Annotated in this window: 21 protein-coding genes; 8 read left to right on the plus strand and 13 right to left on the minus strand. The window is 60.2% G+C overall.

What is annotated here, in order from left to right:
• Window positions 1-56: 56 nt before the first annotated feature.
• Genes FBZ99_RS06070 through FBZ99_RS06080 form a run of 3 tightly spaced genes read right to left on the minus strand, consistent with a single transcriptional unit; the run spans window position 57 to window position 1,426 of the window.
• Window positions 57-629 carry a DUF4865 family protein gene (locus FBZ99_RS06070; RefSeq protein WP_145631956.1) on the minus strand — a complete coding sequence of 191 codons (573 nt, stop codon included), beginning with the start codon at window positions 627-629 and terminating at the stop codon, window positions 57-59.
• 3 nt (window positions 630-632) lie between these two features.
• Complete coding sequence (locus tag FBZ99_RS06075; protein ID WP_113355218.1) at window positions 633-1,028, minus strand: cupin domain-containing protein; 396 nt, start codon at window positions 1,026-1,028, stop codon at window positions 633-635.
• A 5-nt stretch (window positions 1,029-1,033) separates the two neighbouring features.
• Window positions 1,034-1,426 carry a tautomerase family protein gene (locus tag FBZ99_RS06080; protein ID WP_113355216.1) on the minus strand — a complete coding sequence of 131 codons (393 nt, stop codon included), beginning with the start codon at window positions 1,424-1,426 and terminating at the stop codon, window positions 1,034-1,036.
• Window positions 1,427-1,537: 111 nt separating this feature from the next.
• Here FBZ99_RS06080 and FBZ99_RS06085 point away from each other — a divergent pair, with 111 nt between their 5' ends.
• Window positions 1,538-2,479 carry a LysR substrate-binding domain-containing protein gene (locus FBZ99_RS06085; protein WP_145631958.1) on the plus strand — a complete coding sequence of 314 codons (942 nt, stop codon included), beginning with the start codon at window positions 1,538-1,540 and terminating at the stop codon, window positions 2,477-2,479.
• Here the strand turns inward: FBZ99_RS06085 and FBZ99_RS06090 are convergent.
• From FBZ99_RS06090 to FBZ99_RS06115, 6 genes are all read right to left on the minus strand, one after another.
• Window positions 2,458-3,507, minus strand: coding sequence for an alpha/beta fold hydrolase (locus tag FBZ99_RS06090; RefSeq protein ID WP_145631960.1), 1,050 nt, complete (start codon window positions 3,505-3,507; stop codon window positions 2,458-2,460). The two genes, FBZ99_RS06085 and FBZ99_RS06090, sit on opposite strands and share 22 nt — an antisense overlap.
• 99 nt (window positions 3,508-3,606) lie before the next feature.
• Window positions 3,607-4,236, minus strand: coding sequence for a hypothetical protein (locus FBZ99_RS06095; RefSeq protein ID WP_145631962.1), 630 nt, complete (start codon window positions 4,234-4,236; stop codon window positions 3,607-3,609).
• Window positions 4,237-4,326: 90 nt separating this feature from the next.
• Entirely contained in the window at window positions 4,327-4,452 is a 126-nt protein-coding gene (gene ykgO, locus FBZ99_RS06100; protein ID WP_003582204.1) for a type B 50S ribosomal protein L36, read from the minus strand.
• Window positions 4,453-4,604: 152 nt separating this feature from the next.
• Window positions 4,605-5,663 (minus strand): 5-(carboxyamino)imidazole ribonucleotide synthase, encoded by a 1,059-nt coding sequence (locus tag FBZ99_RS06105; RefSeq protein ID WP_145631964.1) that lies wholly within the window; start codon window positions 5,661-5,663, stop codon window positions 4,605-4,607.
• Complete coding sequence (purE, locus tag FBZ99_RS06110; RefSeq protein ID WP_173002428.1) at window positions 5,660-6,157, minus strand: 5-(carboxyamino)imidazole ribonucleotide mutase; 498 nt, start codon at window positions 6,155-6,157, stop codon at window positions 5,660-5,662. Before purE ends, FBZ99_RS06105 begins: the two co-directional genes overlap by 4 nt.
• A gap of 16 nt (window positions 6,158-6,173) precedes the next feature.
• Window positions 6,174-6,377, minus strand: a complete 204-nt coding sequence (locus FBZ99_RS06115; protein WP_015341042.1) for a YdcH family protein — start codon at window positions 6,375-6,377, stop codon at window positions 6,174-6,176.
• Window positions 6,378-6,607: 230 nt separating this feature from the next.
• Here FBZ99_RS06115 and FBZ99_RS06120 point away from each other — a divergent pair, with 230 nt between their 5' ends.
• Both FBZ99_RS06120 and FBZ99_RS06125 read left to right on the plus strand, forming a co-directional pair.
• On the plus strand, window positions 6,608-6,781 hold the full coding sequence (locus FBZ99_RS06120) for a YdcH family protein (RefSeq protein ID WP_069613224.1): 174 nt from the start codon (window positions 6,608-6,610) through the stop codon (window positions 6,779-6,781).
• A 254-nt stretch (window positions 6,782-7,035) separates the two neighbouring features.
• Window positions 7,036-7,419 (plus strand): NUDIX hydrolase, encoded by a 384-nt coding sequence (locus FBZ99_RS06125; RefSeq protein ID WP_113330382.1) that lies wholly within the window; start codon window positions 7,036-7,038, stop codon window positions 7,417-7,419.
• Window positions 7,420-7,497: 78 nt separating this feature from the next.
• On the opposite strand, the gene FBZ99_RS06130 is transcribed toward FBZ99_RS06125, so the two are convergent.
• Complete coding sequence (locus FBZ99_RS06130) at window positions 7,498-7,758, minus strand: ArsR/SmtB family transcription factor (RefSeq protein ID WP_015341040.1); 261 nt, start codon at window positions 7,756-7,758, stop codon at window positions 7,498-7,500.
• 223 nt (window positions 7,759-7,981) lie between these two features.
• Between FBZ99_RS06130 and FBZ99_RS06135 the strand changes: the two genes are divergently transcribed.
• The 5 genes from FBZ99_RS06135 to FBZ99_RS06155 all read left to right on the plus strand — a co-directional run bounded on the left by FBZ99_RS06135 (window position 7,982) and on the right by FBZ99_RS06155 (window position 13,070).
• Window positions 7,982-8,635 (plus strand): thiamine phosphate synthase, encoded by a 654-nt coding sequence (locus FBZ99_RS06135; protein WP_145631966.1) that lies wholly within the window; start codon window positions 7,982-7,984, stop codon window positions 8,633-8,635.
• A 9-nt stretch (window positions 8,636-8,644) separates the two neighbouring features.
• Window positions 8,645-9,865 (plus strand): tetratricopeptide repeat protein, encoded by a 1,221-nt coding sequence (locus tag FBZ99_RS06140; RefSeq protein WP_145631968.1) that lies wholly within the window; start codon window positions 8,645-8,647, stop codon window positions 9,863-9,865.
• A gap of 190 nt (window positions 9,866-10,055) precedes the next feature.
• A complete protein-coding gene (locus tag FBZ99_RS06145) occupies window positions 10,056-10,856 on the plus strand; it encodes an inositol monophosphatase family protein (protein ID WP_112503102.1) in 801 nt (266 codons plus the stop codon).
• 135 nt (window positions 10,857-10,991) lie between these two features.
• Window positions 10,992-12,035: a MotA/TolQ/ExbB proton channel family protein gene (locus FBZ99_RS06150; RefSeq protein WP_113355205.1), complete on the plus strand. Its 1,044-nt coding sequence runs from the start codon at window positions 10,992-10,994 to the stop codon at window positions 12,033-12,035.
• Between the two features lie 3 nt (window positions 12,036-12,038).
• On the plus strand, window positions 12,039-13,070 hold the full coding sequence (locus FBZ99_RS06155; protein ID WP_113421520.1) for a peptidoglycan -binding protein: 1,032 nt from the start codon (window positions 12,039-12,041) through the stop codon (window positions 13,068-13,070).
• A gap of 4 nt (window positions 13,071-13,074) precedes the next feature.
• Here FBZ99_RS06155 and FBZ99_RS06160 read toward each other — a convergent pair whose 3' ends face one another.
• The 3 genes from FBZ99_RS06160 to FBZ99_RS06170 form a co-directional block, all read right to left on the minus strand.
• A complete protein-coding gene (locus FBZ99_RS06160; protein ID WP_145631970.1) occupies window positions 13,075-14,322 on the minus strand; it encodes an RNA polymerase sigma factor in 1,248 nt (415 codons plus the stop codon).
• A gap of 7 nt (window positions 14,323-14,329) precedes the next feature.
• A complete protein-coding gene (locus FBZ99_RS06165; RefSeq protein ID WP_113330377.1) occupies window positions 14,330-14,668 on the minus strand; it encodes a YciI family protein in 339 nt (112 codons plus the stop codon).
• A 248-nt stretch (window positions 14,669-14,916) separates the two neighbouring features.
• The gene (locus FBZ99_RS06170; protein ID WP_015341032.1) at window positions 14,917-15,105 is read right to left on the minus strand and encodes a YegP family protein; all 189 of its coding nucleotides are present in this window, start codon (window positions 15,103-15,105) and stop codon (window positions 14,917-14,919) included.
• Window positions 15,106-15,135 lie beyond the last annotated feature (30 nt).

The following is a 15,135-nucleotide window of genomic DNA, read 5'->3' on the forward strand; positions in this document are numbered from 1 at the left end:
CCATCCATAAAGCGCCGGACCTTCCTTTAAAATAGGGAGATTGTCTCCATGACACTTCAGGCGATACCAGGCAGCGAAAGATGTCCGACATTGTAGGTTTGGACACCCAGCCGGGCCGGATCTTTCGGCGGTTCGGCCAGGAGGCGGAAGCGCACCAGCGTCCAGTGTGTCGGCTCGAATGCGGCGACGGAGGCGAGCGCTTCGCCGTTCGAGATCACTTGCGCTGCTGCTTCGATCTCCTTCGCGCGGAGTTCACCGAGCGATGTCTCGGCATCGATTGTGACCACCTCGCGTGTCGCGAATTTGGTGCGGCGAATATCCCTGGACGTATCGGCGTGCCAGACGATCCAGGTATTGACCTGGGGGCGACCGAAATTCTCCGTCAAGGCTTGGAAGCCTGGGCCGCAGACGAAGTCGCTGAGACCTTCTTCCTCCTGCCAGACGTAGAAGGGCGAGTAGAAATTCTGCCGGCTTTCGGTGACGGCATCGCCCTTTCTCGCCGTCAGGTAGGCCTTGAATTTCAGGCCTGGAAGATTATCGAGCAGCGGACCTTTTTCGCGGATACGGCGATCGATGATCGCCATGTCATAATCCGCTGGGAGGGGAAAGTTATATTGCATGGCGATCATTGGTCATTCCTCCAGCCAGGTCACGGCGCTTCCATTCTGCGCCGCCTGGATACTGATATAGGAGAAGGCGTTCTCCGGCCCCGCGCCGTGCCGGTGGCGCTCGTTCGGGGCGAAGCTGATGCAATCGCCGGCGCGCAGCTCCTCAGCCGGGCCGCCGAAGCGTTCGGCAAGTCCGACGCCGGATAGAACGTAGAGGATCTGTCCGTGCGGATGCGTATGCCAGCGTGTCATGACGCCGGGTTCGAGTTCGCAGCGCATGGCTGTGAGGCCGCCGTTTTCGGCGTTCTCCACCAGCGACTCCACCAGGAAGGAGGCCGTGGCGATGCCCTCGGGCGACGGCCGCATATTCGTGCCGGCGCGGTGGATGGCGGGCGATTGCGAAGATGTCGTCTGAGGCATCGCTCTTAGACCTGCTCGATCATCTGCGCGCGGCCGTCAGAGAAGGACCAATCCTCGCGCGTCGCGGTGGTGATGGTAATCATGATGTCTTCGGGGCGGACGCCAGGCGCATCGCCAAGGAGTTCAGCGACGCGTCGATAGAAGGCTTTCTTGACCTCCGTGCTACGCGGCTTGCCGATCGTGACATCGAAAAAGACGTAATCATCCGAGCGCGGCTTGCTGGCGAAATAGGTCCGATCGAAGACGAGTTCATGCGGCTCCAGCTGATGAATGGACTGGAAGCGGTCGGTCGGCGGTACCTCGAAGGCTTCGACCAGAGCGCGGTGGAAGTTATCCGAAAGTGCCTTGAGATATTCCGGCGACTTGCCGCGCAGAAGGGTGATGCGGGTGAATGGCATGGGATCGTTCCTGTTTCCGTGTCACTTGACGATCATAGAATGCCAGCGGATAATCATCCTGAAAATCAGATAATTCTGAATAAATATTCCCGAAAATATGGATGGTTATTCATGCGAAAAGTCATCTTCGATCTCGATGTACTGCGCAGCTTCGTCACTGGCATGGATCTCGGCAGTTATGCCAAGGCGGCCGACAGGCTGGGGCGTTCGACCTCGGCGATCAGTGCCCAGCTGAAGAAGCTGGAAGAGCAGGCAGGCATGCCGATTTTCCGCAAGGCGGGTAGAGGGTTGGCGTTGACGGAAGCCGGGGAGGCGATGCTTGGCTATGCCCGGCGGCTGCTTGATCTCAACGACGAGGCGGCCACGGCGCTGCATGGGACGGAGCTTGAGGGCTGGGTGCGGCTCGGCTTGCAGGAGGATTTCGGCGAGACACTGCTGCCGGACGTATTGGGTCGCTTCGCCCGTGCCCATCCGAAAGTGCGCATCGAGGCGCGTGTCGTGCGCAATGCGGAACTTGTGGAGCGGGTGACATCAGGCAAGCTCGACCTGGCGCTTGCTTGGAGCGACGGTTTCCGCACTGCTCACACGGATCGTATCGCCGAAGTGCCACTGTGCTGGGTCGGTCCGGCGAATGGCGCTGTGCATTGGCATGCCGACAGCGGTGAGGTCATGCCGTTGGCTTCGCTTGAGGCGCCATGCCTGCTGCGCAACATCGCCACGAAGACGCTCGATCGCGCCGGTATCGGCTGGCGGATATCCTTCGTCAGCCCCAGCCTCGGCGGGCTCTGGGCTGCGACGGCGGCGGGTCTCGGCCTGACACTGCGCACGCCGCTCGGCTTGCCGCCAAAGGTGCGGCAATTGACGCCTGGCGAGGCGGGCCTGCCGGCGTTGCCGACGCTCGATCTCGTCCTGCATCGTGCCGAGGCGGAGGGAAGCCCGGCGACGGAGCGGCTGGCATCCATCATGTTGCAGGCAGTGCGGCAGACCATCGAGACCGTGCCGCAGAGCCGCATATTCGAGGATGCGCCTAGTCACGATGTCGTCATGGCCTGAGATACGGCAGCGGATTCCGAAGATTCCTCCGTCAGGCTGGCGATGCGGATTTCAGCCTGTGCGGCAAGCACTTGCAGATCGCGCGGCTGGCCCGCCAGCCTTTCCATGGCGGCGATCGCGACATCCGTCGTTACATAATCCGGCTTGTGGCCGAGATTGCGGATGGTGATGAGTTCGGCGCCTGCGATATCGCGGGCGAGCCCGCGCGAATGCAATTCCTCCAGCACGACATCATCACTGTCGCCGGTGATGATGATGGTGGGCGCCTTGATCTCGCTGTAGCGCGGCGCGTGAGCGGAGACATAGGCAAAGAGATTGACCACGTCGATTGCGTTGTTGCGGAAGGTCTGGGGCCGCAACACCAGTTCCGGTGCCGTCTTCATGATATAGTCCGCTGGTCGTGCATTTGGGCGGAAGATGCTGAGCGTGCCGGTCTCGACCCGGCGCAAGCCGAGCGGGATGACGAAAAGCTGAGTGAAGAGCCAGCCGAAGACGGGGGTGGCGGCAAGCGTATAATACCAGTCGACGCCGCCCGACCAGGGGTGCGTCGCCGGGGAGAGGAAGAGCAGCCCCTCGGTCTTCTCCGGATGTCGCATGCCGAAAGCGGCCGCGATCGCACCGCCGAAGGAGTGGCCGATGATGATGGCGCTCCTGATGCCACGCTTCTCCATGAGCTTGGCAATGGCATCGGCCTGACCGGAGGGAAGGGCATTTTCGGCAGGCCCGCGTTCGGAATAGCCGTGACCGGGGCGGTCGACGAACAGCATTTCAGCGCGGCCGGCCAAAGGTGCGGCAAAGGCTTCGAACTGATCTCGCAGATTGCCGCTCGCCCCATGGATAAAAACCAAGGCCGGCAGATCAGCTGTTGCCGGGCGCGGCAGATGCACGGCATTGAGGCGATAGCGGCCGATATCGGTAAGCTCGCCAATATTGGGATAGGCCTGCTCGATGGCACGGGTTTTGTAGGCGGAAAAGCCTGCGGCGAAAACGATAAGGATAACGATGACGGCGAACAAAGAATCGATCATTGCGGCACGGATCAAATATCTTAAGACGCTAATCTAGCGCGATATTGCGGCTTTTCATCCCTCCAAATGCGATTTCCGCCGGGAGACCGCCGCATGCAATCAGGTGCGGCTGCCGGCAAGTTTTTCCGAGAGCTTGCCCGCTTCTTCCTGGGCCGATCGATTCGCCGGGTAGACCTCCAGAAAGCGGTCCCAGATCTTCAGGGCCTGTGCGTCGTTGCCGCGCTCGGTCAGCATCGCCGCCATGCCGGCCAGCGCGCCGAAATGGCGCGGCTCGATGCGCAGGACCTGATTTATGTCTTCCATCGACTTGCGATAGTCGCCGATCGCAAAATTGAGCGTGGCGCGTCGGTTCCAGCCTTCGACATAGTCGGGCTTCAGCGAGATCACCTGATCGAGATAATCCATCGCGGCGGCATTACGCTTTTCCTGAATGGCCTTGCCGGCCCATTGCATCAGGAGATTGATGGTGGCGCTGCCGGAATCGCTGAGCTCGGCACTGATCTGGTCCGCAATCAGGCTTGCCTGGTCGGGATCGCGCTGCCGCTTGAGCGCTGTGAACAGATTGTCGAGCTGCTGCTTGGGCGACAGGGTGCCGGAGGAATCGCCGGAATTCTGCTTTTCCACAGGGTTTGGCTCATCAGCCAGCGCCGCATGGGGTGCAGAGGCAGCCAGGGCAAGGAGAATCGGCAGGGCTAGATATGACAAAGCAAAAACGCGCATGGCGGGCATAGTAGCCCGCCAATGTCGAAGATCAAAACAAATTTGATGCGATCAACTAAAACTGAGGCCCGATCCATGGGATCTGAGCCGCGCGCTATATCAGCCCTGACGAGCCTTGTAGCGCGGGTTCAGCTTGTTGATGATGTAGATGCGGCCCTTGCGGCGAACGAGACGGTTGTCACGGTGGCGCGCCTTGAGCGACTTGAGCGAATTCTTGATCTTCATTTTTCTGATCCGCGATCTCTGAGGGGGAATGTCACATTCGCCCGGGTCTTTTAACAATCAAAAGCGCGCTCGGGGCGCGCTCTTTAGGGTGGGGAGCAAATACCCTGTCATACCGGGCCTGTCAACCATGTCAGGGCTTTTTCCCGCTGCTCTTAGCGGAGAAGCTGTGTGACATGGCCCATCTTGCGGCCCGGCCGGGCTTCGGTCTTGCCGTAGAGATGCACGAGCGTGTCGTCAAGGCGCAGCCATTGCGGCAGTGCCAGGATGTCGTCGCCGATCAGATTTGTCATGACACAATCCGAATGGCGCTGAGGATTTCCGAGCGGCAGGCCGGCGACGGCGCGGATGTGCTGCTCGAATTGCGAGATGACGCAGGCGGCTTCCGTCCAATGGCCGGAATTATGGACGCGCGGCGCCATTTCATTGGCGATCAGGCTGCCATCGGCGAGCACGAAGAACTCGATACCGATGACGCCGACATAACCCAGCGCCGTCAATATCTTCTCCGCAGCGTCGCGCGCAGCCGCGGCCGTCTCCTGCGAAATGCTCGCCGGCAGCGTCGAGGTGTGGAGAATACCGTTGCGATGAACGTTCTCCGCCGGATCGTAGCAGGCGACCTTTCCGTCGCTTCCGCGGGCAGCGATGATCGAGATTTCGCGCTCGAAGGATACGAAGCTTTCCAGAATCAACGGCACGCTGCCCAAGGCTGCATAACCGCCTTCGGCGCTGTCGGCGGCGGAGCGATAGACGCGCTGCCCTTTGCCGTCATAGCCGAGACGGCGCGTCTTTAGCACGCCCTGACCGCCGAAATCGGCGAGCGCCTTTTCGAGATCGTCCTGGCTGTCGACGGCATGAAAACGGGCCGTCGGAATGCCACAACCATTGATGAAGCTCTTTTCGGTCAGCCGGTCCTGCGCCATTTCAAGCGCCTTGGGCGGCGGATAGACCGTTACCTGCAAGGCAAGATCCTCAGCGGCGGTCACGGGCACATTCTCGAATTCATAGGTCACGACATCGCAGCGCTTCGCCAGTTCTGCAAGCGCGGCCGCATCGTCATAGGCGGCCGCTATCTGTGCGTTGGCGACATGGGCGGCCGGGCAATCCGCCTGGGGCTCGAGGATGACGGTGCGAAAATTCAGGCGTGCGGCCGCCATGGCCAGCATGCGGCCGAGCTGGCCACCGCCGATGATGCCGATCGTCTTCGCGTTCATAGGTCGTCCATCGGATATTCGGCGACCGCCGCGCTCTGGCGGGCCCGCCATTCGTCGAGCCGGTCGGCGATCTCTTCATCGCCAAGCGCCAGCACGGCGGCGGCAAGAAGGGCGGCATTGACCGCGCCGGCCTTGCCGATCGCAAGCGTGCCGACGGGAATGCCGGCCGGCATCTGCACGATCGAGAGAAGACTGTCCTGCCCGGAGAGCGCGCGGGATTGCACCGGCACGCCGAAGACCGGCAGCGGGGTCATGGAAGCCGCCATGCCCGGCAGGTGTGCTGCGCCGCCGGCGCCAGCGATGATGACCTTGAAGCCCTCGTCCTTTGCGCCCTTGGCGAAGTTCACCAGCCTGTCCGGCGTACGATGAGCGGAAATGATGCGCGCATCATAGGTGATTTCAAGCGCTTCCAAGGTGTCCGCAGCATTCTTCATGGTTTCCCAGTCGGACTGGCTTCCCATGATGATGGCGACAGGCGGTCTTTCGGTCAGCATCGTTGCGTTGTGCTCCTCAGGCGATGATATCGGGTATAATCTGGTCTTCCAGCTTGGTTAGCTTGTCCTTGATGACGAGCTTCTTTTTCTTCATGCGCTGGATACGAAGGGCGTCGCAGCCCGTTTCAATCATGGCATTGATTGCGGCATCATAATCCTCGTGTTCCTGGCGCAAACGCGCCACGATCAGCCTGATTTCCGCCTGTTCCTGATCGGCCATGTTCATTTCCCCAGCATATCGCGGAATCGCATTCGTTCCGCCTCCTGAATTCCGCAAGCTCCTATCACCAAATGACGATAACGGGAAGTTATCCTTCATCACGAATTTGCCGCCTATAGGCCACGTTTTCGCCTTCGACAAAGGCTCGATCTTATGGCACAGTGGGAGGGTTGACACCTAGAGCCTTGGCGAATGGATGGTCAGGGCTCTTAAGAGGAAGGAAGGGTCATATGACTGTTCAAGCTCATCTTGAATCGCTCGAAAAGAAACATGTCGCGCTTGAGGAGGCGCTCCATGCGGCAATGTCATCTCCCTCTAGCAATGATACGGAAATAGCCGACATCAAACGCAGGAAACTGCGCGTCAAGGACGAAATCCAACGTCTGCGTTCCTCAGTCCACTGAGGCAACGTTCCAAAGTTTAAAAGCCATCGATCTTGAGGGCAAGAGAGGCGGATCGAAAGGTCTTAAGGCAAATTCCCAGTCAGGATCGATGAGCATTTCCGTTTAACGGATGCGCCAACTTCATAGCGTCGGAGGTAGGGGTTGGCGCAATTTTCCCCATCTTATGCAACAAATGTCGTCGGTGACGACTCTTGGCTCGTTGTGATCCTCCGGCAAATCTCGCAAATTGCCGAAATTCGAGGCGCCGAGATGATATGACGACAATCGGGCTGGCTGCATTCATCGAAAGCGGCCGGATTCTGATGGCGCGTCGCGCCGCAAACAAGCAGTATTATCCGGGACATTGGGATTTAGTTGGCGGCCATGTCGAGGCGGATGAGCCTATCGTTGCCACGCTCATCAGAGAAGCCCGCGAAGAGGTCGGTGTTACACCTGTCGCCTTCCGCTATTTGGGTTTCTTCAAAGATAGCCGATACGAAACCACCTATCATTTATATGAGGTTACAGGCTGGTCCGGCGGATTGCCCAGGTTGATCGGACACGAACATACCGATTTGGCGTGGGTGGCATTGAATGATACCAGCTTTGTCGTGCCACTGGCTCATCCAGAAGTCATGTCGTTTCTGTCACCGGCTTAGCTCTAGCGGCGGCAGGCCAAAACCTCGATTCGTGTTGCAGTGATTGCCTGCCAAATGCCGCAAAGCGAAGGTCTCTTTTCAGGACCAGAATTGATCCAGCCACAAATTCAGCTTGTCGAAGCCGCGGCTGTTGACCGCATAGATGCGTTTCGTGCCTTCGTTGGTGACGGAAACGAGGTTGCTGTCGAGCAGCGCCTTGAGATGCTGTGAGACGGCCGGGCGGCTGATCGGCAGGCCCTGCGCCAGTTCGTTGACCGTCTTGGGTGCGCGGCGCAATTCCTCCAGCAGATGACGCCGGTTCGGATCCGCGATGGCTGCGAAAGGGTCCATGGTCGACATGGGCGAAAGCTACGTCAAACACCAAAGGGCGGCAAGTTAATTGTGCGCTGCATGATATATTGTGAGAATGGTCGCTTGCGAAGGTTCGCGTCATGAGTGTCCTCTGCTGCGAATTGCCGGTTTCAGCCGCTGCCCCTTGTCAGAGCGAGCTAACGGATTTACTCACGATTATCGAACCGGTGCGCCGTCGCTGACGATGGAAGCCGAAACCATGGAAGCTCGCATGACCGTGCCCGAAGATCGTTGCCGCCTAGTTCTCATCGTTCCCGACATTGCCGATATCGAGCAGCGGGCGAAGGCGGTGGCCGATGCCTTGAGGGGCGGAGACGTCGCCTCGGTTATCATTCCTCAATATGGTCTCGATGACAGCACCTTCCAGAAACATGCGGAAAAGCTGGTGCCGGTCATCCAAGCCGCAGGTGCGGCAGCGCTCATCGCCGGGGACAGCCGCGTCGCGGGCCGTGCCAAGGCTGATGGGTTGCATATTGCCGGCAATATCACCGAGCTTACCGAAGCCGTCGAAAAATTCGTGCCGAAGCTGATCGTCGGCGGTGGCAGCGCGGCCGACAAACATAGCGCGCTGGAGGTCGGCGAGCTCAGGCCGGACTATATCTTCTTCGGCAAGCTTGACGGCGACATCAAGCCGGAGGCGCATCCGAAGAACCTGGCACTCGGCGAATGGTGGGCCTCGATGATCGAAATTCCCTGCATCGTCATGGGTGGCACCGATCCGAAGTCGGCGCTGGACGTAGCCCTGACGGGTGCCGAGTTCGTCGCGCTGCATCAGGCGGTTTTTGCCGACCCTGCGGCAGCCCCCTCCATCGTCGCGGAAGTGAATGCGCTTCTGGACGAAAAAGCGCCACGGTTTGAGGATTGATAGCGATCCATGTCGTCAGCGCCTCGATTCCGCCATCGATCCTTCCTTGCCGTGCTTGCAGCCGGGCTCGCGGCATTTCCGTTGCTGGCCGCAGCGCAATCAGGCAACAGTGATACGTCGCTGCCCGGTGTTTCGCAGCCGGCGGAGAAGGGCGCGCGTCCCGATGACAACGCACAAACCGACGACGACACAACTGTGCCGGCTGCACCGCAGCATAACGACAATGTCATGACGCGGCCTTTGGGCGCCGATGCCGGCACCTTCAAGACCGAAAAGATTCAGCCGGGCGCGGAGCCGAAAGCTGACAGCGACATCAAGCCATCTCAGGGTGTCGGGGTTTTCGAGCGCATGGGGGCAAACTTGCCCGACCTGCCGCCGGAACGGCCCTTCACCGGCAAGGTGGACGATGCTTATGGCGCCTTCCAGCGCGGCTATTACCTGACCGCCTTCCAAAAAGCATTGCCGCGGGCGCAGCTTGGCGATCCGGCCGCACAGACCTTGATCGCAGAGCTGATGGCACAGGGCCTGGGCGTTAAACGCGACACGAAGGACGCCGCCTTCTGGTACGGCAAGGCGGCCGAGGGCGGCGATCCCACGGCGATGTTCAAATACGCGCTGATCCTGATGGAAGGGCGCGATGTGCCCCGCGATCAGAAGAAGGCCGACGACTGGATGAAGAAGGCGGCCGATGCGGGTCAGCCTTCGGCGGAATTCAACGTAGCCCAGATGCTGACGGCCGAAAATCCTGGCCCCAAGGGCCTGCAGATGGCGCTTCCCTATTATGAGAAATCTGCCGAGCAGGGCATCGCCGACGCGCAATATGCCGTGTCGCAGCTCTATCTCAACCTTCCCGACCTGCCGCCGGAAAAGAAAGCGCGTGCGCGGGAATGGCTGTCGCGTGCCGCCAATGCCGGCTTCGATACCGCACAGCTCGACATGGGCATCTGGCTGATCAACGGCACCGGCGGCGCACAGGTTCTCGAAAACGGCTTCAACTGGATGAGGGTTGCAGCCTATCGCGGCAACGTCGTTGCGCAGAACAAGCTGGCGCATCTTTATATCAACGCCATCGGCACGAAGCAGGATCCGGTGGCGGCCGCTACCTGGTATGTCATTTCCCGCCGTGCCGGCCTGAAAGACCCCGAGCTCGAGGATTTCTATCAAGGGATCGAGGACTATCAGCAGAAGGCGGCCATCGACGCAGCCAACAAGTATCGGCGTGCGCGATAATAAAGTGTCGGATTGAGCCCTGGCGGAGCTGATCTGAGGTCAGTTTGCGTCTGCCATGGTCTCGCCACTTGAAATTCCCCCGATTTTATGGTCTTGAGGCCGCCAATCTTTATTTCCGCTGACGCTCCCGCTCCGTCGGGGCCTGCTTTCAGGCCCGATCAGCGCTTTCTGCATTACCCAAGGAAACCCGATGGCCCGTTCTGCTCTTCTCAATGTCATGGTTCAGGCTGCCCTCAAGGCAGGTAAGTCGCTCAGCCGCGATTTCGGCGAAGTGCAGAACCTGCAGGTTTCGGTGAAGGGACCGGGCGATTTCGTCAGCCAGGCGGATCTGAAGGCGCAGAAGATCATCCGCGACGAGCTGTTGAAGGCACGCCCGACCTACGGTTTCCTCGGCGAGGAAGGTGAAGAGGTCAAGGGCACGGATGGCGCTCATCGCTGGATCGTCGATCCACTCGACGGTACCACCAATTTCCTGCACGGCATTCCGATGTTTGCCGTTTCGATCGCGCTAGAGCGCAACGACGAGATCGTCGCCGGCGTCATCTTCAATCCGGCGACCGACGAACTCTATACGACCGAACGCGGCGGCGGCGCATTCCTCAACGATCGTCGTCTGCGCGTCGCCTCGCGCCGTGTGCTGTCGGACAGCGTCATCGGCTGCGGCGTTCCGCATCTCGGCCGCGGCAATCACGGCAAGTTCCTGGTCGAGCTGCGCCATGTGATGGGCGAAGTCGCGGGCGTGCGCCGTCTCGGCTCTGCATCGCTCGATCTTGCCTATGTTGCTGCCGGCCGCTTCGACGGCTTCTGGGAAACCGGCCTGTCTCCCTGGGATATTGCAGCCGGCATTCTGCTGATCCGCGAAGCCGGCGGTTTCGTCTCGGATTTCCATGGCGGCACGGACATGCTCGGCACCAATTCGATCATCTGCGGCAACGAACATATCCAGAAAGCACTCGCCGAAGTGGTTAAGCGACCGATCCCGACGAAGTAAGCCATTCCTCTGTTCGCTTTTTCAGATGACAAAACAGTCTGTTGCCAACGGACTGTTTTGTGCTTTCCGTCTCTTCAATTCGGCACAATGTTGCTCTAGTCTCCGCCTGCGGAAGATGCGGTGTCGGAGCGTGTGATGGAAAATGTGAATCTGTCGGATCTCGGATCGACCGACAACGTATCGGGAAATTACGCCTACAAGCTTTCCAGCCCGATGGCTTTCTTCTGGACGATGGTTCTTTTCCTGGTCATCGTCGGCTTCATCGTGGCAATCCTTTTCCGCCAGGCGCAGGTCGCCTTCCTGCACAATCCCGGCCTCAATGGCCTGATCGTCGGCGTTCTGGTCGTCGGCATTCTCCTGGTCTTCAACCATGTGCTGATGCTGAGGCCGGAGGTTCGCTGGTTCAATCATTTCCGTGCCGTCGGCAATGCGGACAAGGTCGGCCGCAATCCGCGGCTGCTGGCGCCGATGCGGGCGCTGCTTGGCAACCGCCGGGCGATGCAGCTATCCACCGCGACGCTGCGCTCGATCCTTGATTCGATCGCCACGCGTCTCGACGAATCGCGCGATACCTCGCGCTATCTCATCGGTCTGCTCGTCTTTCTCGGCCTTCTCGGCACTTTCTGGGGTCTGATCGGCACGATCGGCTCGATCAACGACGTCATCCAGGGCCTCGATGCCGGCACCGGCGACACCGGCGATATTCTGAGCGCCCTGAAGACCGGGCTTTCCGGCCCGCTGGTGGGCATGGGTACGGCCTTCTCGTCGTCCCTGCTCGGCCTTTCCGGCTCGCTGATCCTCGGCTTCCTCGACCTGCAGGCGGGCCGCGCGCAGAACCGCTTCTATACCGAGCTCGAAAACTGGCTTTCCTCCGTTACCGATGTCGGTTCCGACCTCACGCCTGTCATCGAAAGCGCGGCCGGTGCTTCCTCGGAAGATGTGCGGGCGCTGTCGGACTATCTGCGCAAGATCGCGGAGGAGGGCGGCGGCCAGCGTTCGGTGACCGCCATGGCAAACCTTGCCGAAGGCATTCAGGGCCTGGTCAAGAACATGCGCAACGAACAGCAGATGCTGCGCGATTGGATCGAGGCGCAGCAGGAAGAGGCGAAATCGATGCGCCGCACGCTCGATCGCCTCGCAGACCGGATCAGCCATACCGAGAAGACCGGGAGCAAGTAGGCCATGGCGCTCGCCCGCAACCGACGCCATCAGAGAAGCGTCGACTACTGGCCCGGCTTCGTCGACGCGTTGTCCACGCTGCTGATGGCGATCATGTTCCTGCTGACGGTATTCGTCGTTGGCCAGTTCATCCTCAGCCGTGAGATTTCGGGGCGCGACGAGGTGCTCAATCGGCTCAACAGCCGCATCAACGATCTGGTGCAGCAGCTGGCGCTGGAGAAGGGCAGCAAGCAGGATCTGGAGGATGCCGTCGCCAATCTGCAGGCGTCGCTGTCCTCTGCGGAGACAGAGCGCTCGCGGCTGCAGGCCCTGCTTGCAGCAGGCTCGGGCAGCAGCCAGGCCGCGGAAAAGCGGGCCGGATCGCTTTCGCAGGAGCTTGACGAGCAGAAGCAGGTGAGCGCGCGGGCAATGAGCCAGGTCGATCTGCTCAACCAACAGATTGCCGCCCTGCGCAGCCAGATCGCCGCTATCGAAGCTGCCCTTCAGGCATCGGAAGCCAAGGATCAGTCATCGCAGGTGAAGATTGCCGATCTCGGCCGGCGGCTGAATGTGGCACTGGCGCAGCGTGTGCAGGAGCTGAACCGCTATCGTTCCGACTTCTTCGGCCGTTTGCGCGAAATCCTTTCCGACCGCGATAACATCCGCATCGTCGGCGACCGCTTCGTGTTCCAATCCGAAGTGCTGTTCCCATCGGGTTCTGCCGATCTCAATCCGGCCGGCCAAACGGAGATGACCAAACTTGCAGCGGCTCTCATCGATCTTTCCAAGGAAATTCCGCCCGAGATCAATTGGGTACTGCGCGTCGATGGCCACACCGACAATGTGCCGCTTTCAGGCAATGGGCGTTATCCGGACAACTGGGCTCTGTCATCCGCGCGCGCCATCGCTGTCGTCAAGTTCCTGATCTCGCAGGGCGTGCCTGCCGACAGGCTGGTCGCGGCGGGCTTCGGTGAGTTCCAGCCGATCGCACCAGGCGATACGCCGGATGCCCGTGCCACCAACCGCCGCATCGAGCTGAAGCTGACGGAAAAATAATCAGTCATCGCTCCGGCGATGCGATACTATCGAGGCGCGCTTGCAGGAATTGCCGCACGGCTTCGCTGTCACTGAGGCCGATTGCGGTCCGATAGGCATTGGTGGCGTTTTCCATATCGCCAGTCTCGGTCAGCAGATGAGCGCGTACGGCCCAGTAAGGCTGATAGTTGACGATGTCGCGCCCGGCCATTCGGTCAAGAAGAGCCAAGCCCGCAGCAGGGCCTTCCACTCTGCCCGTCACAGCGGCGTGGCTGACGCGCGCGCCGGTCGTCGGCTTCATGATCACAAGCGCTTCATAGAGTCTGGCAAGAGCGGCCCAGTCTGTCATGCCCGAGCGTCGCCGGTCGGCATGCACGGACTGGATCGCAGCCTGACACTGGAATGGACCGAAACGCCCGAATGCACCGGCCCTTCGCAACAGATTGTCGGCTTCCACGATCATTTCGGCATCCCAAAGGGCCATGTCCTGCTCGTCGAGAGGGACATATCGTCCATTCGCATCGCGCCGTGCCGCGCGACGGGATTGGCTGTAGAGCATCAGCGATAACAAGCCCGCAGCCTCCGGTTCCTCGGGCAAGGTCGCAAGCAGAGTGCGGCCAAGCCAGATCGCCTCATCCGCTAGGGATCCTTGCTTGCCGATCTCTCCGTCGACCCCGTCCCAGCCGAGGCCATAGGCGGCATATATCGCCGAGAGCACGCTTTCCAATCGGTCCGGCAACACGGACCGTTCCGGAACGATAAAGGGAATATGTGCGTCGCGAATCTTGATTTTTGCCCGTACCAGCCGCTGGCTCATGGCTTGCGGCGAAACGAGGAAGGCCTTGGCGATGGTCGCGGCGTCGACGGCCAGCACGGATTGCAGCATCAGCGGGGTGTGAGCCGAGCGATCCAAAGCCGGATGGGCGCAGACGAAGAGGAGTTTCAGACGCTCATCCGGAAAGGCGGAATTGTCGGCATTCATGCGTTCCTCCGCTTCTTCGAAGGCCATCATGATCCTGTCGCGCGCTCCGGCCCTGACGCTTTCGTGCCTGACCCGGCGAAGGAGGTTACGCTTGGCTACAACCAGCAGCCAGGCTTCCGGATTGTCGGGAATGCCACGTTCCGGCCAAGTACTCAGCGCTGCAGCGATCGCATCGGACAAAGCATCCTCGGCCGCCGGCACGTCGCGGAAGCGTGTGGCGAGAAAGGCAATCAGCTTGCCGTAGGATTGACGCGCCGTTTGCTCGGCGGCGCGTCCGGCATCCAACGTCATGTGATGGCTACATCTGCAGTCGCGGCCGTATCTCGACCGAACCCTGCTGGGAGATCGGGACGCGCAGCGCCCATTCCAGCGCGGCATCGAGATCCGGCACGTCGATCAGGTAGAAGCCGCCAAGCTGCTCCTTACCTTCAGGGAAGGGACCGTCCTTTACCTCATGGTCCTCGCCCTGGCGACGGACGACCGTTGCCGTTTCCGGCGCCGTCAATCCCGCGCCCCCCGTCATGATGCCGGCCTGGATAAGGGCCTGCGTATAGGCGACCCAGCCGTTCTTATAAGTCGGATCGGCACGACGCCCAAAATCCTCGGCTGATTCACGAATAATCAAAGCATATTGCATGAGAAAAGTCTCCCATTTGCAGTTTTGACGATGGCCGAACGGCGTAACCTGCAAAGCTGAATGCCGGAATATACAACACCGCTGGCAAAACGGCTTCCTGCCGCTTCGATATGATGAGCCGTGAGCCTGCGTGAATTCGACACTCGCGGAAAGATTTTTTGAAATTTGTGGCCGAAAAATCAAACGGCCGGCATGCCCGAAGGGCAGCCAGCCGTTGATGGCTTTGCAGCGAGTGCGTGACGCGAGAATTATGCGGTGGCGGTGGTCTGGTCGTCGATGACGGCGCCGCCGACGTGGGCCTTGATCGATTCGATGGCATGCAGGGCCGAGGCCTTCGCCTTATAGCCTTCCGAACCGAACATGGTTTCGCCGTTCGAGGCCTTGAAGCGGAAGCGAAACTCGCCAGCCTTGTCCTTGTAGACTTCAAATTTATACATGGTTCTCGTCTCCTAGAATCGCGTCAGCGC

It is taken from the genome of Rhizobium sp. ERR 1071, from assembly GCF_007828675.1.
Classification (GTDB): domain Bacteria; phylum Pseudomonadota; class Alphaproteobacteria; order Rhizobiales; family Rhizobiaceae; genus Rhizobium; species Rhizobium dioscoreae.

Coding starts and splice junctions, on each gene's coding strand:
- FBZ99_RS06070 (WP_145631956.1), bottom strand. CDS start 629: ATGATCGCCATGCAATATAACTTTCCCCTCCCAGCGGATTATGACATG.
- FBZ99_RS06075 (WP_113355218.1), bottom strand. CDS start 1,028: ATGCCTCAGACGACATCTTCGCAATCGCCCGCCATCCACCGCGCCGGC.
- FBZ99_RS06080 (WP_113355216.1), bottom strand. CDS start 1,426: ATGCCATTCACCCGCATCACCCTTCTGCGCGGCAAGTCGCCGGAATAT.
- FBZ99_RS06085 (WP_145631958.1), top strand. CDS start 1,538: ATGCGAAAAGTCATCTTCGATCTCGATGTACTGCGCAGCTTCGTCACT.
- FBZ99_RS06090 (WP_145631960.1), bottom strand. CDS start 3,507: ATGATCGATTCTTTGTTCGCCGTCATCGTTATCCTTATCGTTTTCGCC.
- FBZ99_RS06095 (WP_145631962.1), bottom strand. CDS start 4,236: ATGCCCGCCATGCGCGTTTTTGCTTTGTCATATCTAGCCCTGCCGATT.
- ykgO (WP_003582204.1), bottom strand. CDS start 4,452: ATGAAGATCAAGAATTCGCTCAAGTCGCTCAAGGCGCGCCACCGTGAC.
- FBZ99_RS06105 (WP_145631964.1), bottom strand. CDS start 5,663: ATGAACGCGAAGACGATCGGCATCATCGGCGGTGGCCAGCTCGGCCGC.
- purE (WP_173002428.1), bottom strand. CDS start 6,157: ATGCTGACCGAAAGACCGCCTGTCGCCATCATCATGGGAAGCCAGTCC.
- FBZ99_RS06115 (WP_015341042.1), bottom strand. CDS start 6,377: ATGGCCGATCAGGAACAGGCGGAAATCAGGCTGATCGTGGCGCGTTTG.
- FBZ99_RS06120 (WP_069613224.1), top strand. CDS start 6,608: ATGACTGTTCAAGCTCATCTTGAATCGCTCGAAAAGAAACATGTCGCG.
- FBZ99_RS06125 (WP_113330382.1), top strand. CDS start 7,036: ATGACGACAATCGGGCTGGCTGCATTCATCGAAAGCGGCCGGATTCTG.
- FBZ99_RS06130 (WP_015341040.1), bottom strand. CDS start 7,758: ATGTCGACCATGGACCCTTTCGCAGCCATCGCGGATCCGAACCGGCGT.
- FBZ99_RS06135 (WP_145631966.1), top strand. CDS start 7,982: ATGACCGTGCCCGAAGATCGTTGCCGCCTAGTTCTCATCGTTCCCGAC.
- FBZ99_RS06140 (WP_145631968.1), top strand. CDS start 8,645: ATGTCGTCAGCGCCTCGATTCCGCCATCGATCCTTCCTTGCCGTGCTT.
- FBZ99_RS06145 (WP_112503102.1), top strand. CDS start 10,056: ATGGCCCGTTCTGCTCTTCTCAATGTCATGGTTCAGGCTGCCCTCAAG.
- FBZ99_RS06150 (WP_113355205.1), top strand. CDS start 10,992: ATGGAAAATGTGAATCTGTCGGATCTCGGATCGACCGACAACGTATCG.
- FBZ99_RS06155 (WP_113421520.1), top strand. CDS start 12,039: ATGGCGCTCGCCCGCAACCGACGCCATCAGAGAAGCGTCGACTACTGG.
- FBZ99_RS06160 (WP_145631970.1), bottom strand. CDS start 14,322: ATGACGTTGGATGCCGGACGCGCCGCCGAGCAAACGGCGCGTCAATCC.
- FBZ99_RS06165 (WP_113330377.1), bottom strand. CDS start 14,668: ATGCAATATGCTTTGATTATTCGTGAATCAGCCGAGGATTTTGGGCGT.
- FBZ99_RS06170 (WP_015341032.1), bottom strand. CDS start 15,105: ATGTATAAATTTGAAGTCTACAAGGACAAGGCTGGCGAGTTTCGCTTC.